At 64.2% G+C, this 17,889-nt stretch carries 15 protein-coding genes; 9 read left to right on the plus strand and 6 right to left on the minus strand.

The window, feature by feature from the left end:
• Positions 1-103: 103 nt before the first annotated feature.
• Together LB526_RS23385 and LB526_RS23390 are read right to left on the minus strand one after the other, a co-directional pair.
• Positions 104-3,187, minus strand: a complete 3,084-nt coding sequence (locus tag LB526_RS23385) for an efflux RND transporter permease subunit (RefSeq protein WP_224545634.1) — start codon at positions 3,185-3,187, stop codon at positions 104-106.
• Entirely contained in the window at positions 3,184-4,479 is a 1,296-nt protein-coding gene (locus LB526_RS23390) for an efflux RND transporter periplasmic adaptor subunit (RefSeq protein ID WP_224629976.1), read from the minus strand. The genes LB526_RS23385 and LB526_RS23390 overlap by 4 nt, the downstream gene beginning before the upstream one ends.
• Before the next feature lie 146 nt (positions 4,480-4,625).
• Here LB526_RS23390 and LB526_RS23395 point away from each other — a divergent pair, with 146 nt between their 5' ends.
• Positions 4,626-5,159 (plus strand): TetR/AcrR family transcriptional regulator, encoded by a 534-nt coding sequence (locus LB526_RS23395; protein ID WP_224602348.1) that lies wholly within the window; start codon positions 4,626-4,628, stop codon positions 5,157-5,159.
• Positions 5,160-5,294: 135 nt separating this feature from the next.
• Entirely contained in the window at positions 5,295-6,896 is a 1,602-nt protein-coding gene (locus tag LB526_RS23400) for an inorganic phosphate transporter (RefSeq protein ID WP_224629977.1), read from the plus strand.
• A 48-nt stretch (positions 6,897-6,944) separates the two neighbouring features.
• Here LB526_RS23400 and LB526_RS23405 read toward each other — a convergent pair whose 3' ends face one another.
• The 3 genes from LB526_RS23405 to LB526_RS23415 all read right to left on the minus strand — a co-directional run bounded on the left by LB526_RS23405 (position 6,945) and on the right by LB526_RS23415 (position 9,913).
• Positions 6,945-7,505, minus strand: coding sequence for a hypothetical protein (locus LB526_RS23405; RefSeq protein ID WP_224629978.1), 561 nt, complete (start codon positions 7,503-7,505; stop codon positions 6,945-6,947).
• Between the two features lie 466 nt (positions 7,506-7,971).
• Entirely contained in the window at positions 7,972-9,132 is a 1,161-nt protein-coding gene (locus LB526_RS23410) for a patatin-like phospholipase family protein (RefSeq protein ID WP_224629979.1), read from the minus strand.
• Positions 9,125-9,913, minus strand: coding sequence for an acetoacetate decarboxylase (locus tag LB526_RS23415; RefSeq protein ID WP_224629980.1), 789 nt, complete (start codon positions 9,911-9,913; stop codon positions 9,125-9,127). Before LB526_RS23415 ends, LB526_RS23410 begins: the two co-directional genes overlap by 8 nt.
• A 242-nt stretch (positions 9,914-10,155) precedes the next feature.
• On the opposite strand from LB526_RS23415, the gene LB526_RS23420 reads away from it, so the two are divergent.
• The 6 genes from LB526_RS23420 (at position 10,156) to LB526_RS23445 (ending at position 16,342) form a co-directional block, all read left to right on the plus strand.
• The gene (locus LB526_RS23420; protein WP_224629981.1) at positions 10,156-10,944 is read left to right on the plus strand and encodes a 3-hydroxybutyrate dehydrogenase; all 789 of its coding nucleotides are present in this window, start codon (positions 10,156-10,158) and stop codon (positions 10,942-10,944) included.
• Between the two features lie 161 nt (positions 10,945-11,105).
• Complete coding sequence (locus tag LB526_RS23425) at positions 11,106-11,921, plus strand: chromate resistance protein ChrB domain-containing protein (RefSeq protein ID WP_224629982.1); 816 nt, start codon at positions 11,106-11,108, stop codon at positions 11,919-11,921.
• A complete protein-coding gene (chrA, locus tag LB526_RS23430) occupies positions 11,921-13,306 on the plus strand; it encodes a chromate efflux transporter (RefSeq protein ID WP_224629983.1) in 1,386 nt (461 codons plus the stop codon). The genes LB526_RS23425 and chrA overlap by 1 nt, the downstream gene beginning before the upstream one ends.
• A 471-nt stretch (positions 13,307-13,777) precedes the next feature.
• Positions 13,778-14,350, plus strand: a complete 573-nt coding sequence (locus LB526_RS23435; RefSeq protein WP_224629984.1) for a sigma-70 family RNA polymerase sigma factor — start codon at positions 13,778-13,780, stop codon at positions 14,348-14,350.
• Positions 14,337-15,251, plus strand: coding sequence for an anti-sigma factor family protein (locus LB526_RS23440; RefSeq protein WP_224629985.1), 915 nt, complete (start codon positions 14,337-14,339; stop codon positions 15,249-15,251). The genes LB526_RS23435 and LB526_RS23440 overlap by 14 nt, the downstream gene beginning before the upstream one ends.
• A 200-nt stretch (positions 15,252-15,451) precedes the next feature.
• Positions 15,452-16,342 (plus strand): adenylate/guanylate cyclase domain-containing protein, encoded by an 891-nt coding sequence (locus tag LB526_RS23445; protein WP_224629986.1) that lies wholly within the window; start codon positions 15,452-15,454, stop codon positions 16,340-16,342.
• A 139-nt stretch (positions 16,343-16,481) separates the two neighbouring features.
• On the opposite strand, the gene LB526_RS29845 is transcribed toward LB526_RS23445, so the two are convergent.
• The gene (locus LB526_RS29845) at positions 16,482-16,640 is read right to left on the minus strand and encodes a hypothetical protein (protein WP_411968031.1); all 159 of its coding nucleotides are present in this window, start codon (positions 16,638-16,640) and stop codon (positions 16,482-16,484) included.
• Between the two features lie 18 nt (positions 16,641-16,658).
• Here LB526_RS29845 and LB526_RS23450 point away from each other — a divergent pair, with 18 nt between their 5' ends.
• Positions 16,659-17,888, plus strand: coding sequence for an NAD(P)-dependent oxidoreductase (locus tag LB526_RS23450; RefSeq protein ID WP_411968033.1), 1,230 nt, complete (start codon positions 16,659-16,661; stop codon positions 17,886-17,888).
• The last annotated feature ends 1 nt before the right edge of the window (position 17,889 follow it).

Here is a 17,889-nt window from a genome sequence, read left to right on the forward strand (position 1 = left end):
AGGCAGGTTGCCGCCTTCCACCGATCGCGAAGCTGTGAGGCAGCCGCCAAAAAAAGAGGCCGGAAAATTCCGGCCTCTTTTGTTTTTCGCTTCGGTTGTCGTCTCAGCTCGGCAGCGCCGGCATCAGATTCGGATCGGGCTTCTCGGCGAGATGCGGCAGGTCCTTGCTGGCGATGAAGGTGTAGAACATCGGCACGACGAAGAGCGTGAACATGGTGCCGACCAGGATGCCGGTGAAGATGACCAGGCCCATTGAATAGCGCGCGGCTGCACCGGCGCCGCTGGAGACGATCAGCGGCACGACGCCGAGCGCCATGGCCGCCGTGGTCATCAGGATCGGCCGCAGGCGCACCTTGGCCGAAGCGATGATGGCGTCGCGGCGCCGCATGCCATGTATTTCACGCTGCTGGTTGGCGAATTCCACCAGCAGAATGCCGTGCTTGGTAATCAGGCCGATGAGCGTGATCAGGCCGACCTGGGTGTAGATGTTCAGCGTCCCCAGGCCGATGTTGAGCGGCACGATCGCGCCGAAGATCGACAGCGGCACCGCCATCATGATGATAAGCGGATCGCGGAAGCTCTCGAACTGGGCCGCCAGCACCAGGTAGATGACGATCACCGCCGCCGCGAAGGCGATCAGGATGGTGTTGCCCTGCTCCTTCTCCTGCCGCGACTGGCCGGAATAGTCGACGAAGAAGGTGTCGGGCAGGGTCTCCTTAGCGAGATCCTCCAGCACCTTCAGTCCGTCGCCGGTGGTCACGCCAGGCAGAGGCAAGGCCGAGATCGTCGAGGAGTTCAGCTGGTTGAACTGCTCGATGGCCGCCGGCGAGGCATTGGTCGAGATCTTCACGACCGCCGACAGCGGCACCATCTTGCCGTCGACACTGCGCACGAAATACTCGCCGAGCTTGTCGGGATTGTCGCGGAATTCCTGCGGCACCTGCGGGATGATGTCGTAGCTGTTGGAGTCGCGGTCGAACTGCGCCACTTCGGAGCCGCCCACAAGCAGCGTCAGCGTATTGCCGATATCGGCGATCGGCAGGTTCAATGCTGCTGCGCGCTCGCGGTCGATGGTCACGGTCACCTGCGGCGCGTCGTAAGACATCGAGTTCTGCACGACGATGAAGCGGCCGGAACCCTGCGCCTTGCTCTTGATCTTCTCCGCCTGCTCGAAGACCTCCGAGGGAGCTCCGGTGGAGCGCACCACCATGGAAATCGGCAGGCCGCCGCCGGAGCCGGGCAGCGTCGGCGGCGCGAAGACGAAGGCTTCGACGCCGGCGACCTTGGCGAGGCGGCCCTGAATGTCGGCCTGGAGCTCCTTCGAACTGCGCTTGCGCTCTGCCCAGTCCTTGAAGGCGAAGCCGACGAAGGCGCCGTTGGTCGCGCCGCCGAAGGCGACGGCGGAGAATTGCGCCCTGGTCTCGGGAATGTCCTTCACCAGGCCAAGCATCTGGTTGACGTAGGCCTCGGTGTAATCCGATGTCGCATAGCGCGGCGCGGTGACGATCGAGAGCAGGAAGCCCTGATCTTCTTCCGGCGCCAGCTCCGTCGAGGTCTTGGTGAACATGAAGCCGGTCAGCGCCACTAGAGCGACGACAATGATCAGCGTCACCGGGCGGTTCCTGAGCGAAGCGGTGACCGCCCGTTCGTAGACACGCTCGACGCGGCTGAAGGTTCCGTCGACGATCCGCTGGAAGCGGCCGTGCTGGCCCGGCTTCAGCAGGCGAGCGGACATCATCGGCGTGATGGTCATGGCGATCACGCCCGACAACACCACCGAGCCGGCCAGTGTCACCGCGAATTCGCGGAACAGCGCGCCGGTCAGGCCGCCGGTGAAGGCAAGCGGGGCGAACACGGCGGCCAGCGTGATGGTCATCGCCACGATGGCCGTCGCGATCTCGCGCATGCCGTTGAAGGCCGCCTGCATCGGCGACATGCCGTCTTCCTCCATGTGGCGGTGGATGTTCTCCACCACCACGATGGCGTCGTCGACGACAAGGCCGATCGCCAGCACCATGGCCAGCAGCGACAGAAGGTTGATCGAATAGCCGACCGCAAACAGGATGAAGCAGACGCCGATCAGCGATAGCGGGATCGTCACGATCGGCATCATCACCGAGCGGAACGAGCCCAGGAACAGGAGGATGACCACGATGACGATGGCGACGGCTTCGCCGATGGTCTTGAACACTTCCTCGATCGAGGCGCTGATCTGGCCAGTGGCGTCGTAGACGACCTCGATCGTCATGCCTTTCGGCAGCGTCTCCTGGATCTGCGGCACGAGCCGGGTGACCGCGGCGGCGGTCGTCAGCGGGTTGGCCGCAGGCGTCGGGAATATGGCCAGGAAGGTTCCCGGCTTGCCGTTGAAGCTCACCCTGGTGTCGGTGTTTTTCGCGCCGAGCTCGACATGCGCGACGTCGCGCAGGCGCACCACCTGGCCATCCGTCGAGCGTATCGGGAGCTGGGCGAAGGCCTCAGGCGTCTGCAGGGTCGAATGCACGGTGATCGAGGAGACCACATATTCGTTCTCGGTGTTGCCGGGCGCCGACAGGAAGTTCGAGTTGTTGATCGCGGTCAGCACGTCCACGGCGGTGGCGCCGCGGGCGGCAAGCCTGATCGGGTCGATCCAGACGCGCATGGAATATTCCTGGGCGCCGAAGATCTGGACGTCGGCGACACCTTCCACGGTCGAGATGCGAGGCCGGATGACGCGCTCGATATATTCGGTGAGCTGCTCCTTCGTCATGTTCGGGTTCTGCATCGAGATGTACATCATCGCGAACTGCTGGCCGGTGCCCTTGACGATGACCGGATCCTTGGAGGCGTCCGGCAAGGTGCCGCGCACGCCCTGGACCTTGGACAGCACCTCTGCCAGCGCGACGTCCGGATTGGAGCCGAGCTTCATCTGCACCGTGACCGTGCTCGAGGACGGACGGCTGGACGAGGTGACGTAATCGATGTTTTCGGTCGAGGCGACGGCGCGCGCGATCGGGGCCGATATGAAGCCCTGGATCAGGTCGGCACTGGCGCCGGGATAGGCCGTGGTGATGGTGATCGCCGTCTCGTCAACCTTAGGATATTGACGGATCGACAGGCCGAAGATGCCCTGGAAACCGAGCAGCAGGATCAGGCAGGCCAGCACCGTCGACAGCACGGGCCGGCGGATGAAAAGGTCGGAAAAGCTCATTGCTGAACCTGTTTGTTCGCCGATTTGCTGGGATCGATGGTGTTGTCGACGGCAACCGACATGCCGTTGAAGAGCCGGTTCTGGCCGGCCGTGACGACCTGGTCGCCGTCCTTGAGGCCCTCGACGATCTCAACCATGCCGTTGTTGCGGCGGCCGAGCTTGACGAAGACCTGCGAGATGGTGAGCGCAGGCTGCTGCGCGGCCTCGGCCGGCTTGGCGGCGTCGCCGGCCGCTTTGTCGGCCGGCTTCGCGTCCGCCGGCTTTGCGGCCTTGTCGGCTGGCTTGGTGGCGTCCGCCTGCGGCTTGGCGGCATCGCCGGCCGCCTTATCGGCGCTGGCCTTCTGCTCATCCGGCTTCGCCGGCGCGGCAGCGGGCTTCGCCGGCTCGACCACGAAGACATAATCGCCATAGAGGCTGGTCGTCACCGCCGTCTGCGGCACGGAAATGACATTGTTTTCCTGCGGCAGCTCGACACGGATCTGGACGAACTGGCCAGGCGTCAGCTTGCCTTCCGGATTGGCGACCTCGCCGCGAATCGAGACCAGCCGGCTGGCGGGATCGATCTTGGGGTCGATGCCGCGAATGGAGCCGGCAAAGGACATATCGGCGAGATTGGTGCCGAGCTTGATGGTCTGGCCGATCTTGAGCAGCGGCAGCTGCTGTTCGGGTACCGTGAAGTCGACCCGCATCGTGTCCAGGTCCTGGATCGTCACCACCGCGTTGCCGGGCGCCAGATACTGGCCGATGTCGATCTTCGGGATACCGACCGTGCCGCCGAATGGCGCGGATAATTGCTTCTGGTCGAGCACCGCCTGCAGCTTGTTGACCTGCGCGGCCGAGGCGTCCGCCGCGGCACGCGCGGCGTCCAGCGTCGCGTCGGTGCCGACGCCGCGCCGCTGCAATTCGATCGCGCGGGTCAGCGCCGCCTGGTCCGAGGCGGCCTGCGCCTTCTGCGCCACCAGATCGGCTTTCTCGACGGCATCGTCGAGCTGCACCAGCACCGCGTCGGCGGCAACCTTCTGGTTGGCGTGGAAAAGGATGTCCCTGACGATGCCGCTCGTCTCAAGGGTGAGATCGACGCCGCGCACGGCGTTGACGGTGCCGATGGCCTCGATGCCGGGGGTCCATACCGAAGGCTTGACCATCACTGTCGAGACCGTCGCGGCCGGCGGCTTCATGGTGGCGAAATACTGCTTGATGCCGGCATCGCGCATGAAGTTGAAGCCAACAATGCCGACGCATACCAGGGCAAGCAGCAGCAAGAATCCGGCGATGATGAAAAAGCGCTTCACGGACAGTCCCCTCGAGCCGGCAACCGGCAAAACAATCGATGCCGGGACACATATCGACGATAAGTCCCGATTTCAAATCGGCGCGCTTTACTGTACCGGCTGGACGGTCTTGTCAATTCCGCCTAAGCTAATGTACGGGGAGCGCGATGAGAGTACCTAGGGCGAACTCACGCGAAAAGATACTTGCCGCCGCCGCCGACGTGGCGCGCGAGGCTGGTCCGGGAAGCCTGTCGCTCGAGGCGGTCGCCAGCCGCGCCGGAGTGTCGAAAGGCGGCCTGCTCTACAATTTCCCAACCAAGGCCAAGCTGATGCAGGGCCTGGTCGAAAGCTATCTCAGCGACTTCCAGAAGGCGCTGGAAACACGAGCCACCGAGGCCGGCCACGAGAGCGTCCTCTCAGCCTATATCAAGCTGTCGGCCGACGACTGCGAGCGGCCGAAACCGTCGGCGTCCTGGATGTTCTCCGCGATTGCGGAGGATCCCGATTTTCTGACACCGATCAAGGCCTTCAAGCGCCAGCTGTTCGAAAGGCTGAAGGGGGAGACGGACGACCTCGGCTCGCTGCTGGTCTGCTTTCTCGCCATCGAAGGGATGCGCAGCATGAATCTGTTTGATTCAGACGTGCTCTCAGAAGACGAGCGCAAGCTTCTGGTGTCCTCGCTCCTGAAGATAGCCGGATAGGTCACCAACGGTTTGGTGGTGACCAAACGGCTTGGTAGTGGTGGTGACCAAACGGTTAAGAGCGTCACACCAGCTTCATTCTAGGGACATAGCGTCCTTCCCGGTTCTTTGCTGCAATGCAGAAGGAGTGGGACAATGGTGGACGTAGTTTCGAGTGAGGCGGGGATCCCGAGACCGGATCATCCCCTGGAACAATCGGGCGGTGCCAAATGGTTCCTGCCGACCTTCGGCGTGCTGGTGCTCGTCGGCATCGTCTATGTCGGCTATGCGCTCAGCCAGGATCTGGCCATCGCCAAGACGGTGCCCTGGATCCTGCTTGGCATCGCGCTTCTGATCGCGCTGGGCTTCGAATTCGTCAACGGCTTCCACGATACCGCCAACGCGGTCGCCACCGTCATCTACACGCGCTCGCTGCCGGCCGAATTCGCCGTCATGTGGTCGGGCGTCTTCAATTTCCTCGGGGTGCTGACCTCGAGCGGCGCGGTGGCCTTCGGCATCCTGTCGCTGCTGCCGGTCGAGCTCATCCTGCAGGTCGGCTCGTCATCCGGCTTCGCCATGGTGTTCGCCCTTCTGGTCGCCGCCATCCTGTGGAACCTCGGCACCTGGTTCCTCGGCCTGCCGGCTTCGAGCTCGCACACGATGGTCGGCTCGATCATCGGCGTCGGCCTCGCCAACCAGTTCATGGCCCCGGCCGGAAGCGCCACCAGCGGTGTCGACTGGGGGCAGGCGACCAATGTCGGCATCACCTTGCTGGTTTCGCCGATCGTCGGCTTCTTCGCCGCCGCCATCCTGCTCTATGCCATGAAGCTCCTGGTGCGCAATCCGGCGCTCTACGAAGCGCCGAAGGGCAATGCGCCGCCGCCATGGTGGATCCGCGCGCTGCTGATCTTCACCTGCACCGGCGTCAGCTTCGCGCATGGCTCCAATGACGGCCAGAAGGGCATGGGACTGATCATGCTGATCCTGATCGGTGTGGTGCCGACGGCTTACGCGCTCAACCGCACGCCCGACATCAACTATCTCGACGCCTACAAGGCGGCCTCGGTGTCTGTCGAGCAGGCTCTGGGCAAGTACGTCAAGCCTGGCGTTGCTGTCGCCGATGCCAATGCTGCCGTGCAGGAGGCCGTGCGCAGCAAGAGCTGGAACGATCAGACCACGATCGCGCTGCAGACCTATATCCACAACACCACCGCCGGGCTGCAGCCTTACGCCTCGGTCGATAACGTGCCGACCGACCTTGTCGGCAACGCGCGCAACGACATCTACCTGATCGGCGAAGCGCTGAAGCTGATCGACAAGAAGAAGCTGCTGCCGATGCAGGACGCCGATCTCAAGGCGGTGACCGATTATCACAAGGCGGTCGATAACGCGACGAAGTTCATTCCGCTCTGGGTGAAGATCGCCGTGGCGCTGGCGCTCGGCCTCGGCACCATGGTCGGCTGGAAGCGCATCGTCGTCACCGTCGGCGAGAAGATCGGCAAGAGCCACCTGACTTATGGCCAGGGCGCCGCCGCCGAGCTGGTCGCGATGATCACCATCGGCATGGCCGACCGTTTCGGCCTGCCGGTGTCGACGACGCACGTGCTGTCGTCCGGCGTCGCCGGCACCATGGCAGCCAACGGCTCCGGCCTGCAGTGGTCGACCGTGCGCAACCTGCTGCTGGCCTGGGTGCTCACGCTGCCCTGCTCGATCGCGCTGGCCTTCGCGCTGTTCGTGATCCTCCGCCACGTTTTCTGAGCGGGAAGGCCCTCAAAGAAACGGCGCGGCTGGCGGCGCCGTTTCTTTCTATCGTCGCGCAATTTCCCTGCTGCGGCGGCGCAACTGGCGCAGCGACAAAACATGCAGCAGGATTGAGCTTGGCACCACGAAAGCAGGGGTCAGCACACCCGGATAATCGCCAGCGCCGATGCTCAGCACATCCGGAACGATCAACTGCCACGGGCCGGGCGAGGTGATTATGCCCATGGTGATCGCGACAGCGAAATCGGCAAGGCCGAGGATATTCCAGAGAATTGCTGCCCTCCAGCCCCCGGCTGTGCCGGTAGCCACCGCGATCGCCGCAGGCAATGCGAACAGCCCTGTCAGCACGTCGCCGACGCCTGCCGGCACCGCGAATACGCCGGGCAGCGCACCATGCAGCCACGCCGCGAGCGCCCAACTGCCGAATACGCGGTAGAGCTGAACCGCGACGAGCCAGCTCGCCGGCATTGCATCGAGCACCTGCCCGACCCGCCTGGAGAACAGCAACAGCGGCGCACCGATGACACCGGCAGGAAGATAGCCGATGGCAACGCCGGTAAAGCCGTGGCATCCGGATGGAAGATGCCATTGATCGCGGCGCTCCAAGCGACGGCGAACCACAGCGTATCCGGGATCATGATCGCCAACCAAGTCGCGCGACGTTGACCCGGTGTCAGGCTCGTATGTTCGAGGCCGAGCCACAATCCCAGGGCGATGAGCCCATGGGCCGCGAGCTGGTGGAACGTGGTCGGAACGCCGCTCTCCGGGATCGCCGGCCAACGATAGATCAAGAGTAGCCAGAGCGTTGTGAGCGGCACAAACCACAGCAGGCCTCGCCAGGCGTCACGCAATGGAACGACGGCAGGGGGAACAGCTTCTGCGGTCATCGGCGGTACTCCATTGAGCCCAGCGCATTTTGCTGACGCCCAGATGTAAGCCCGCTCTCCGCAAGCGGCTATCCGCGACAATGTTGATGGGCTATGAAGCAGTGCTTCACAGTTTTACGGGCTCCCAGGCGAGCGACCGTCGTGACTTTTTCCCGAGATTGCTCCGCTTGTGGCGGATGCAAATATCAGGTCGGGTCTTCGCGATGCAGGTCGTGGATGGTGACGCCGTCGGCATTGTCGGGCAGCATCAGCCACTTCTTGTGCCGCAACGTGCGCTCGGTGTCTTCCAGGCCCATCTCCCAATGCTCGCGCATCGAGGTACCGGAAAACTCGTAGTCCTTGGCGTGGCCTTCATAGCCTTTGTGCTGATAGATCAGGTGGACGATGTTGACCACGCCGGCGTCGGAATAGTCGGCCATCAGTTCCTTCTCGCCGTCTTTGAGCTGGTCCGGCGGCACGCGCTTCAGCGCGTCGAGCAGCTTCATCTTGAGCGCATGGATGCGCTGGAAGTTGTCCGTATTCTGGCGCGTGCGGCTGGAATACATGATGTCCTTGTGGCGCGACAGGACGTCGGCCAAGCCGCGCGGCAGCACGCCGCGGGCGCTGAACAGATCGACCTGGAACACCAGCGAGGAGCGGTCCTCCTCCTGGTCGAGCAGATATTGCAGCGGCGTGTTGGAAACGATGCCGCCGTCCCAGTAATACTCGCCTTCGATGCGGATCGAGGGGAAGGCCGGCGGCAGCGCGCCGCTCGCCATGATGTGCTCCGGCCCGATGCGCACCTTGTCGGTGTCGAAATAGACGAAGTTGCCGGTCCTGACATTGACCGCGCCGACGCTCAAGCGCTTCCTGCCGTCGTTCAGCACGTCGAAGTCGATCAGGCTTTCCAGCGTGTCCTTGAGCTCGGCGGTGTCGTAGAAGCTTGTGGCGCCTTCCGCTCCCGCCAGTTGGAACCAGGGGTTGGGATTGCGCGGCTTGAAGAAGCCGGGCTGGCCCATCGTCATGGTCATCAATGACGAGGTCTGGTTGCGGATGTCCCGATAGATGTCGCCTTCCGGCGTATAGGCCCAGATCTTACGACCCGAGATCGTCTGCCAGAACTGCTCCAGCCGCTGCAGGCGGCGGCTCGGCTCGTTGCCGGCGATGATCGAGGCGTTGATGGCGCCGATCGAGACGCCGGAAAGCCAGGTCGGCTCGCAGCCGGCATCGGCAAGCGCCTGATAGACCCCTGCCTGATAGGCGCCGAGCGCACCGCCGCCCTGGAAGACCAGGGCGATGCGGTCATATTGCGCAGTGATTTCCTGGATGGTGGCGGCGGCCGCCTTGTTGCGGGCACGCTCAAGCACCGGCTTTCTCCAGTTCCTTCGCGCCGGCAGCCGATCGGCCGCGGTCCGCGAGATAATCATGCACGACTTCGCCGAGACCCAGCGTCAGATCGGCGGTGAAGTGAACGGCCGAGACGATGTCGAGCACCGGCAACTTGGCGACATCGGCCATGACATGTGGCCGAAGGTCGAGCGCGGCGGGCGCCGTCCAGGCTTCCTTCAGCGTGATGTCGGTGAGGTAGTAACGGACCAGCTCGCAGATGCGTGGGCTGCCGTCGACATGCGGGATGATCTTGATAAGGAAGTTGGGCGCGGCGAGCGAGGCGAGCACCTGGTCGTGGTCGGCTTCGCGGTGCTTGTAGCCCATGGTTCCGGTGGCGCACAGAACGGTGCCATAATGCAGCGTGCCGACCACCACCTCGCCCTCATGCACGATCTTGGGATTGGCGAGCTTTTTCGGAAAACCCCAGAGCTCGCGGCCGCCGGCGATCGGCGCGTCGTCGTCGAGGTACATGGAATGCACGTAGCCGCCGTGCTGGCCCTTGTAGCGCACCGGGATGACCTGGCCGGTCTCGGTGTAGTCGCCGAAACCGGTCGAGTCCGGCATGCGGATGAATTCGTATTTGACCAGCGGCTCGTCGATCTCGAGCGGCGCCGGCACGACGGCTTCCAGCGCCTCGCGCGTCGTGCGGTAGGTGATGATGATGTATTCGCGGTCGAAGAAACGATAAGGGCCGGGCGGGAAGGACGGGTTGGTGAGCGGCATGGCATAGGCGCGCTTCACAACATCGGCGATTTCCATGGCTGGTGCCCCAGTAAGGTTTGAAATGACCCGCGCGAATGCGCTGGCAAATATGTTGCATGGCAGCATGACAGTGCCGTGTCAGCCCGGCGACACGCCGCCACGGAGCCGGCAAAATGGCGCTGCCGCGCTGTAATCGAGCCGACACATGGCCGTGCCATTGTCGTGCTGCACTGCACCAACTATCTGCTCTCCTGACTCGTTGCATTGATAAGTCCCTCCCACCTCTTGCGAGATCTCCCATGGGTTCCCTGTCTTCGAAGAATGCGCTCGTCACCGGCTCGACCAGCGGCATCGGCCTTGCAATCGCCCGTGCCTTCGCCGCAGAGGGCGCCAACATCACCATCAACGGCTTGGGCGACGCGGCGGCGATCGAGCAGGAGCGGGCCGGCATCGAAAAGGATTTCGGCGTCAAGTGCCGCTATTCGGACGCCAACATGATGGACGGCGCCGCCGTCACCGCCATGATCCACGAGGCCGAGGCGGCGTTCGGCAGCCTCGACATCCTGGTCAACAATGCCGGCATCCAGCATGTCGCGCCGATCGAGGAATTTCCCGACGACAAGTGGGAAGCCATCATCCGCATCAACCTTCTGGCCGCCTTCTACGCCATCAAGGCGGCGGTGCCCGGCATGAAGAGCCGCAAATGGGGCCGCATCATCAACACGGCTTCGGCCCATGCGCTGGTCGCCTCGCCGTTCAAGTCGGCCTATGTCTCGGCCAAGCACGGCATCGCCGGCCTGACCAAGACGGTGGCGCTGGAAGTGGCGCAGGACGGCATCACCGTAAATGCGATCGCGCCTGGCTATGTCTGGACGCCGCTGGTCGAGAAGCAGATTCCCGACACGATGAAGGCGCGCGGCATGACCGAGGAGCAGGTCAAGCACGACGTGCTGCTTGCGGCGCAGCCGACCAAGGAATTCGTCACCGTCGAGGAGCTGGCGGCGCTGACTTTGTTCCTGTGCTCGGACGCCGCCAGGCAGATGACCGGCACGACCCTGCCGATGGATGGCGGCTGGACGGCGCAGTAAGCGCAACGGCGATCGCAAAACGAGGCGGTCGGAGGCAACACCTTCCTTGACAATCGGCGGCGATCGTTCCAGCATTCCGGCAAGGGGTTCTCCGCGACGACCCCGTGAGGCGTCAGCCCAACGATCGCGTCCAAACTCTCTTTGCTCAGGAGGTGGACGCTATGCCGTCAACAACCGCAATCACCGTTCCGCAGCTTTCCCGTCTCGTCGGCTTGCCCGATGCGCCTTGCCTGGTCGATGTGCGCATCGACGAGGACTATGAAGCCGATCCGCGCCTGTTGCCGGCTTCATGCCGGCGCGATTTCAGGACTGTCTCAAGCTGGGCGTCGGAATTTTCGGGACGCAAAGTCGTCGTGATCTGCCAGAGGGGGCAGAAACTCTCGCAAGGCGTTGCCGCGTGGCTGCGCCACGAAGATATTCCGGCGGAATCGCTGGAAGGCGGCTTCGAGGCCTGGGTCGCCGCCAGGGCGCCGTTGGTCAGCGCCGGCGCGATCCCGCTCCGTGACGAGAAGGGCCGCACCGTATGGGTCACGCGTTCGCGGCCGAAGGTCGACCGCATCGCCTGCCCCTGGCTGATCCGCCGCTTCATCGATCCCAAGGCGGTTTTCCTGTTCGTCGATCCAGCCGAGGTGCCTCTTGTGGCGGACCGCTTCGCAGCGGTTCCCTTCGACATAGAAGGCGTGTTCTGGAGCCATCGTGGCGATCGCTGCACTTTCGACACGATGATCGAGGAATTCGGCCTGCGCGTCGAAGCTCTCGATCGCCTGGCGCTGATCGTGCGCGGCGCCGATACGGCGCGCCTCGACCTCGTGCCGCAGGCGGCCGGGTTCCTCGCCGCCTCGCTCGGCCTGTCGCGCATGTTCCGCGACGACCTCGAGCAGCTCGAAGCCGGCATGCTCCTCTATGACGCCTTCTTTCGCTGGTGCCGCGATGCCGCGGACGAGACGCACAACTGGCCGACAGGAGGCAAGGCGTAGTGACAGCGCTCGCCAAGAACGACGCCGCACCGTTGGTCGATGTCCCGACCGTGCCGAGTTTTCGCGAGGCGACACGGCTGTGGGCAAAGATCGGCCTGCTGTCCTTTGGCGGGCCGGCCGGGCAGATCGCGCTGATGCACAAGGAACTGGTCGAGGAGCGCCGCTGGATCGGCGAGGAGCGTTTCCTGCACGCGCTCAACTACTGCATGCTCCTGCCTGGGCCCGAGGCCCAGCAGCTTGCCGTCTATATCGGCTGGCTGCTGCATCGGACGGCAGGCGGCCTCGTCGCCGGCAGCCTGTTCGTGCTGCCGGGCGCGCTGGTCATGCTGGGCTTGAGCAGCTTCTACATGATCTACAACGATACACCGGTCGTCGAGGCGCTGTTCTTCGGCGTCAAGGCGGCGGTGCTTGCCGTCGTCGTCGAAGCCGTGATCCGCATTGGCAAGCGGGCGCTGAAGAACCGGGCCATGATCGTGATCGCGGTGGCGGCCTTCCTCGCCATCTATGTCGCCAGAGTGCCGTTCCCGCTGATCGTGCTTGCGGCAGGCCTCATCGGCTGGATCGGCAATCGGTTTGCGCCACGGCTGTTTTCCGGCTCGGCACATGGCAAGGGCAGCGTCGCCGACATCAAAGGCGTGGTCGACCTGATGTTCGAGCGCGGTGAGCTCGGCCATACCGTGCCGACCAGATGGCATGCGGCCCGCACCATCGCCATCTGGCTGCCGCTCTGGCTGGGGCCTGTAGCACTGGTCGCCTTGCTGGCGGGGCCGGGCAGCGTGTGGACGCAGGTCGGCGGCTTCTTCAGCCTGATGGCCGTGGTCACCTTCGGCGGCGCCTATGCGGTTCTCGCCTATGTGGCACAGGCGGCGGTGACCTCGTTCGGCTGGCTTTCGCCTGGACAGATGGTCGACGGGCTGGGGCTTGCCGAAACGACGCCCGGGCCGCTGATCCTGGTGCTGCAATTCGTCGGCTTCGCCGCCGCCTATCGCCATGCCGGTGCAATCAATCCTTTGCTTGCCGGATCGCTCGGGTCGGCGCTGACGCTCTGGGCTACTTTCGTCCCGTGCTTCTTCTGGATATTTTTGGGCGCGCCCTACATCGAGCAGCTCAGGCAGAACAAGGCGCTGGCAGCGGCGCTGGGCGCGATCACAGCGGCAGTCGTCGGCGTGATCATGAACCTTGCATTGTGGTTCGCGCTGCATGTCGTCTTCGGCAAGGTCGCAAGCGTCGGCTGGGGTGTGGAGGTGCCGGTCCTGTCCTCGCTCGACTGGCGCGCCGCGCTGCTGTCGGCGGCGGCGATGGTCGCCATGTTCAGGCTGAAACTCGGCATGCTGCCGACGCTGGCGGGATCGGCGCTGGCGGGGCTTGCGCTGCAGGCGCTGTAGGCCCGCACGCCGTTCGATCAAGTTGGCGTTAACGAAAAAGCCGACCGGCCGGGAATAAACCGCCCGGTCTGCGGGTCTCCAGAGCATGCGCCATTTGTGCGCAACAGCAGGAGACCATCATGAAGCGGCGAGAAGACCAATACGCACGGGCTGAAGAGGGCGAAGGCGTCAGCCGCCGGCGTCCCCTGGAGCGGATGAGCCGGGCGCATCCGGTCCGGGCGATACCGCCCCGACGCCGGCCGTGATCCCTGCCGATCGCAACCATCGAGATCCACGACCATGACGGCGACCGCCCCGTTGCAGCCAGCGATGCGCCGTCCTCTTCCGAGGCACGCCTTGCTTCCGAGACACTTGACTCCGGTGACACCAATGCCTTCTCCTCCCTCGAAGCAGGCGCCATCGCCTGCGGTCGCGATCTTCACCCACACGAGCAGGGACAGATCGTCGCCTCCCGCTGAGGGCGGCAAACCCATGGCGGGAGCGCCCGACGGCGGAACGGTGTTGAGCGAAAAGATGCTGGCAGCGCGTTTTGCCGAAGTGGTGCTGCCGCATCTTAGCGATGCGCTGTCGCTTGCCCGCTGGCTGACCGGCAATCAAGCCGACGCCGAGGATGTGGTGCAGGAGGCCTGCCTCAAGGCGCATGCGGGCATTGCCGGGTTCGCTGGGGGAAACCCCCGCGCATGGCTGCTCACCATCGTGCGCAACGCTTCCTACACATGGATGGCGCGCAACCGCCCGCGCAGCGTGGTCGCCGTCGGCGACCTCGCCGATCTCGCCGACGTGTCGCCGCCGCCCGACACTGACACCGACAGCCCGGAGGCGGCGCTGATCGCCAAGGCCAATTCGGCGGCGGTGGAAGCGGCGATCGCCAGGCTGCCGCAAGCCTTCCGCGAAACACTTGTGCTGCGCGACATCAACGGTCTCAGCTACCGCGAGATCGCCGCCATGCTGGGCGTGCCGCAGGGCACGGTGATGTCGCGGCTGGCGAGAGCCCGCGGCCTCTTGATGACGGAACTTGGAGGGCGCCACCATGAGCCCGCATGAAAATCGCCCGCGTGAGGACGGATTGCCGCAAGACCCGCAGGACATGAAGCTGATGATCCACGCCCTTGTCGATGGCGAGCTCGATGCCGCAGCCGCTTTGGCGGTCGAGCGGCGGATGGCCGCCGATCCGGAGCTTGCCGCCGAACATGCGCGCCTGGTGGCGCTGCGCGGCGCTGTCGCCAATGTGCCGCGTCCGACCGTCAGCGACGATTTCCTGGCCCGCATTGCGGCCATCGCCGAGGTGAGGGGGGCCGGCGAAGTCGTCCAATCCACGGCCGTGAAGGCGCAGTCACAGCCGCAACAGCAGCAAGGCAATGTCGTCGAGTTGCGGCCGCGCGCGGCACGCTGGTTCAATTCCTTCGACTGGCGCCAGATGGCGGCCTCGATCGTGCTGACGGCGTTTCTGGCCAGCGGCGCGACGCAGTGGCTGGCGACGGCGGGCAATGGGTCCGACAGCTTCGCCGTGGCCGTCGCCAACGGCCATCGACGCAGCCTGCTTGCGGCGACTCCAGTCGACATCGTCTCGTCCGACCGCCATACGGTGAAGCCGTGGCTCGACGGCCGCATCGGCGTGTCGCCGCCGGCGCCCGATATGGCCAAGGACGGCTACGCCCTGCTCGGCGGACGCGTCGAGGTGATCGGCGACAGGCCGATGCCGGCGCTGGTCTACCGTCACCACGAGCATCTGATCACGCTGGTGGCCGAACCCCGGCAGAACGAGGCCAAATCGGTGCCGGTGGCGGACGATCTGTCGGCAGGTGGCTTCCTTCTGGTCCACTGGACCGACGATGCCTTCTCCTACTGGGCGATCTCGGATGCCGAACGCCCGGCGCTGGACGATTTCGTCGCCCGCTTCCGGGCGGCGATCATCGCCAATCCGGCGGCCGGTAGCCCGGGTTAGTGAACCAAACTTCTTTCGCCGCTATTTTTTTGAGGCCGATAACCCGTTTGGCGGGATGAGCGAAGGCAGATGCCTGTCCGTGCGAGATAATCGCGCCAAAGCACTTGCCCAGTTGCGCCGGCCCTTTGGCGCGCACGTAGATAAATCAAAGTCGACTTTGGTATGTTATACACGCTGCATTCTCGGGCGGATACGAGTCGATGGATCAGGAAAGACTTCTAGCCGCGGTCCTCTTGGCTGATGTCGTGGGCAGCACGCCGCTCTATGAGCGCATCGGCGACGATGCCGCTTTGCGGCAGGTCTCGGATTGCCTCGACGCGATACGCGAGATCGTCGCCCAACACGGCGGCGACTTCATTTACTCGAAGGGTGATGATGTGCTCAGCCTGTTCGAGAGCTCGGAGGCGGCGCTGATGGCGGTCTGCCAAATCAGCCATCAACTGTCGAAAAAGCCCTTGATCGCCCGGATCGGATTGCATTTCGGGGCGGTCATTCGTGCGCGGGACGCGGTATTCGGCGACGTTGTCAATGTCACCGCAAGGTTGTCCTCCACGGCCAACCCCGGGGAGGTCCTGATCAGCCAGAGCTTCTTCGAAGCCCTTTCCGCGGGCAGCCGCAGTACCTTGCGGCTCCTCGACAAGATGGCCTTCAAGGGCAAGCAAGAACTCTTCGATGTCTATACGCTGCGAAGCGACAATGAGGCCCTCAGCACGCACATCGCCAACCGAGGTACCTTTGTCGATAGGCGCTCTGCCCCGCCGCCGCAGGTCAATCTGATCATCCATTATGGAGATCAGTCGCGATCCTGCCGAAACAACGAACTGGTGACGATCGGCCGATCTCCGGAATGCGATATCGTCGTCCAGCGGCCCTGGGTTTCAAGGCACCACGCGACCTTCACCATTTCGAACGGTAAAGCGCGCCTTGTCGAGCGAAGCTCGTCGGGCACATTTGTGTCGATGGGACCCGGCCATGAAGTGTTCATACGCCGCGAAGATATTCTTCTCTTCGGCTCCGGCGTCATCTCGCCCGGACGCAGATCGTCCCTCGGCGACGCCCAGATCCTTCACTACGAAATTATCTCAGGCTGACCCGGCCGGCGCCGACAGGTTCTAGCTTCCTGAAGGCAGATTTCTCGGTTGCGACCCGGATATGCCGCTTCGCGTCGGTCTATCGGATGACGGATTGGAGTAGCTGGAGGGAGCTGCAGGGAAACCACGCTCCATGACATCAGCCAATATTCTGATTTGCGATTTTGTCGGGCTGCGCTTTGGCGCGGACGGCAATCCCGACCACAGCGAGGTCAAGGCCTATATCGAAGCCAAGGGCGGCGTGTTCCACCAGACAGGCATCGCCAAGGCCGGCGCCCTTGACCCCGACAGGCTGCATTTCTTCTACCTGCCGCAATTGAGCACGCGTGACGAATTGCTGGCAGAGGCCGGTGACGGCCGCTACGACGCCGTCATCGCCGCCGCGACCTTCATTCCGGCGGAGACCAGGTTCCGCCTTGGCGGCGTGCGTATCGGCGCCGGCACCGGCAATATGGGCTCGGCATCCTGGGGCGGAGGCAGCGGGGAAGGCGGCGAAGCGCCGTTGATGAACACGCCCGGCATCAACAGCCGCGCCACCGCGCAAATGGCCATGAAGGCGCTGCTGAAAGTCAGGCCGGATCTCCCCGTGGACAAGCTCAACATCCTGGTCGCCGGCGGGCAGTTCGATACCGGAAAAGATCTGCGGCATTATCCGACCGAGAAGCTCGAAGGCAAAAGGCTGGCGGTGATCGGCTACGGCAATATCGGCCGGGAATTCGCCAGGCTCGGCCAGGCCTTCGGCATGCGGGTCACCATCCATGCGCGGTCCCGTCACCATAAATGGATCGAGGCGGAAGGCTTCGACTATGCCGAGACCATGGAAGACGCCGCGCGCGGCGCCGACGCGCTTTCGGTCCACCTAGGCCTCGGTCCCTTCGATGCCGGCCAGCAGCGATACGCCAATGCCGGACTGATCGGAGATGAAGTCCTCTCCCTCCTCAACCACGGCGCGGTGCTCATCAACTACGATCGCGGCGAGCTGGTCGATGTGGCAGCACTGGAGCGCGCGCTGGCGTCAGGGCGCGTTTCCCATGCGGCGATCGATGCGGACCTGTTCAAGGACGGCAGCAGGCTTTCGGGACCAATGCTGCCCTATCTCAGACTGGTCGAGGCCTATGGCCAGCGTCTGGAACTCCTCCCTCACGCCGCGGCCGACACCCTCCCGTGTCGCCGGCGCCAAGCAGGCCGTCGACCAGATCTACGCCGCCATCGTCGAGCATCGCGTCCACAATCTGAAAGGATCGCTGCCTCCGGGCTTTCTCGACATGGGAGCGAAAGTGCCGCCCGGCATCGGCGGCATTACATCTCGGCATTTGGCGGCGCTGGCCGCCGATCAGGCCATGGCCGCCGACCTCGCGCGGTCGAGCGCACTCATAGCCGCATTCTGGGAACGCGTTCTGGCAGCGCCCGAGCAGGAACGACCGGCGCTGATCGCTTCTGGAGGCGAAGCATTCGCCGAGGCCGCGAACCACCTCTCCACGCTTTTGCGCAGGCACCATCTTTCGGGGCCGTTCACTTCAGGATCGTCCTGACGCCCACGATGTAGC

This window comes from Mesorhizobium sp. CA6 (genome assembly GCF_020165035.1).
In the GTDB taxonomy this organism is placed as follows: domain Bacteria; phylum Pseudomonadota; class Alphaproteobacteria; order Rhizobiales; family Rhizobiaceae; genus Mesorhizobium.

Coding starts and splice junctions, on each gene's coding strand:
- LB526_RS23420 (WP_224629981.1), top strand. CDS start 10,156: ATGGGTTCCCTGTCTTCGAAGAATGCGCTCGTCACCGGCTCGACCAGC.
- LB526_RS23395 (WP_224602348.1), top strand. CDS start 4,626: ATGAGAGTACCTAGGGCGAACTCACGCGAAAAGATACTTGCCGCCGCC.
- LB526_RS23435 (WP_224629984.1), top strand. CDS start 13,778: ATGGCGGGAGCGCCCGACGGCGGAACGGTGTTGAGCGAAAAGATGCTG.
- LB526_RS29845 (WP_411968031.1), bottom strand. CDS start 16,640: ATGCAGCCTGTCGGGGTCAAGGGCGCCGGCCTTGGCGATGCCTGTCTG.
- LB526_RS23440 (WP_224629985.1), top strand. CDS start 14,337: ATGAGCCCGCATGAAAATCGCCCGCGTGAGGACGGATTGCCGCAAGAC.
- LB526_RS23385 (WP_224545634.1), bottom strand. CDS start 3,187: ATGAGCTTTTCCGACCTTTTCATCCGCCGGCCCGTGCTGTCGACGGTG.
- LB526_RS23400 (WP_224629977.1), top strand. CDS start 5,295: ATGGTGGACGTAGTTTCGAGTGAGGCGGGGATCCCGAGACCGGATCAT.
- LB526_RS23425 (WP_224629982.1), top strand. CDS start 11,106: ATGCCGTCAACAACCGCAATCACCGTTCCGCAGCTTTCCCGTCTCGTC.
- LB526_RS23445 (WP_224629986.1), top strand. CDS start 15,452: ATGGATCAGGAAAGACTTCTAGCCGCGGTCCTCTTGGCTGATGTCGTG.
- LB526_RS23415 (WP_224629980.1), bottom strand. CDS start 9,913: ATGGAAATCGCCGATGTTGTGAAGCGCGCCTATGCCATGCCGCTCACC.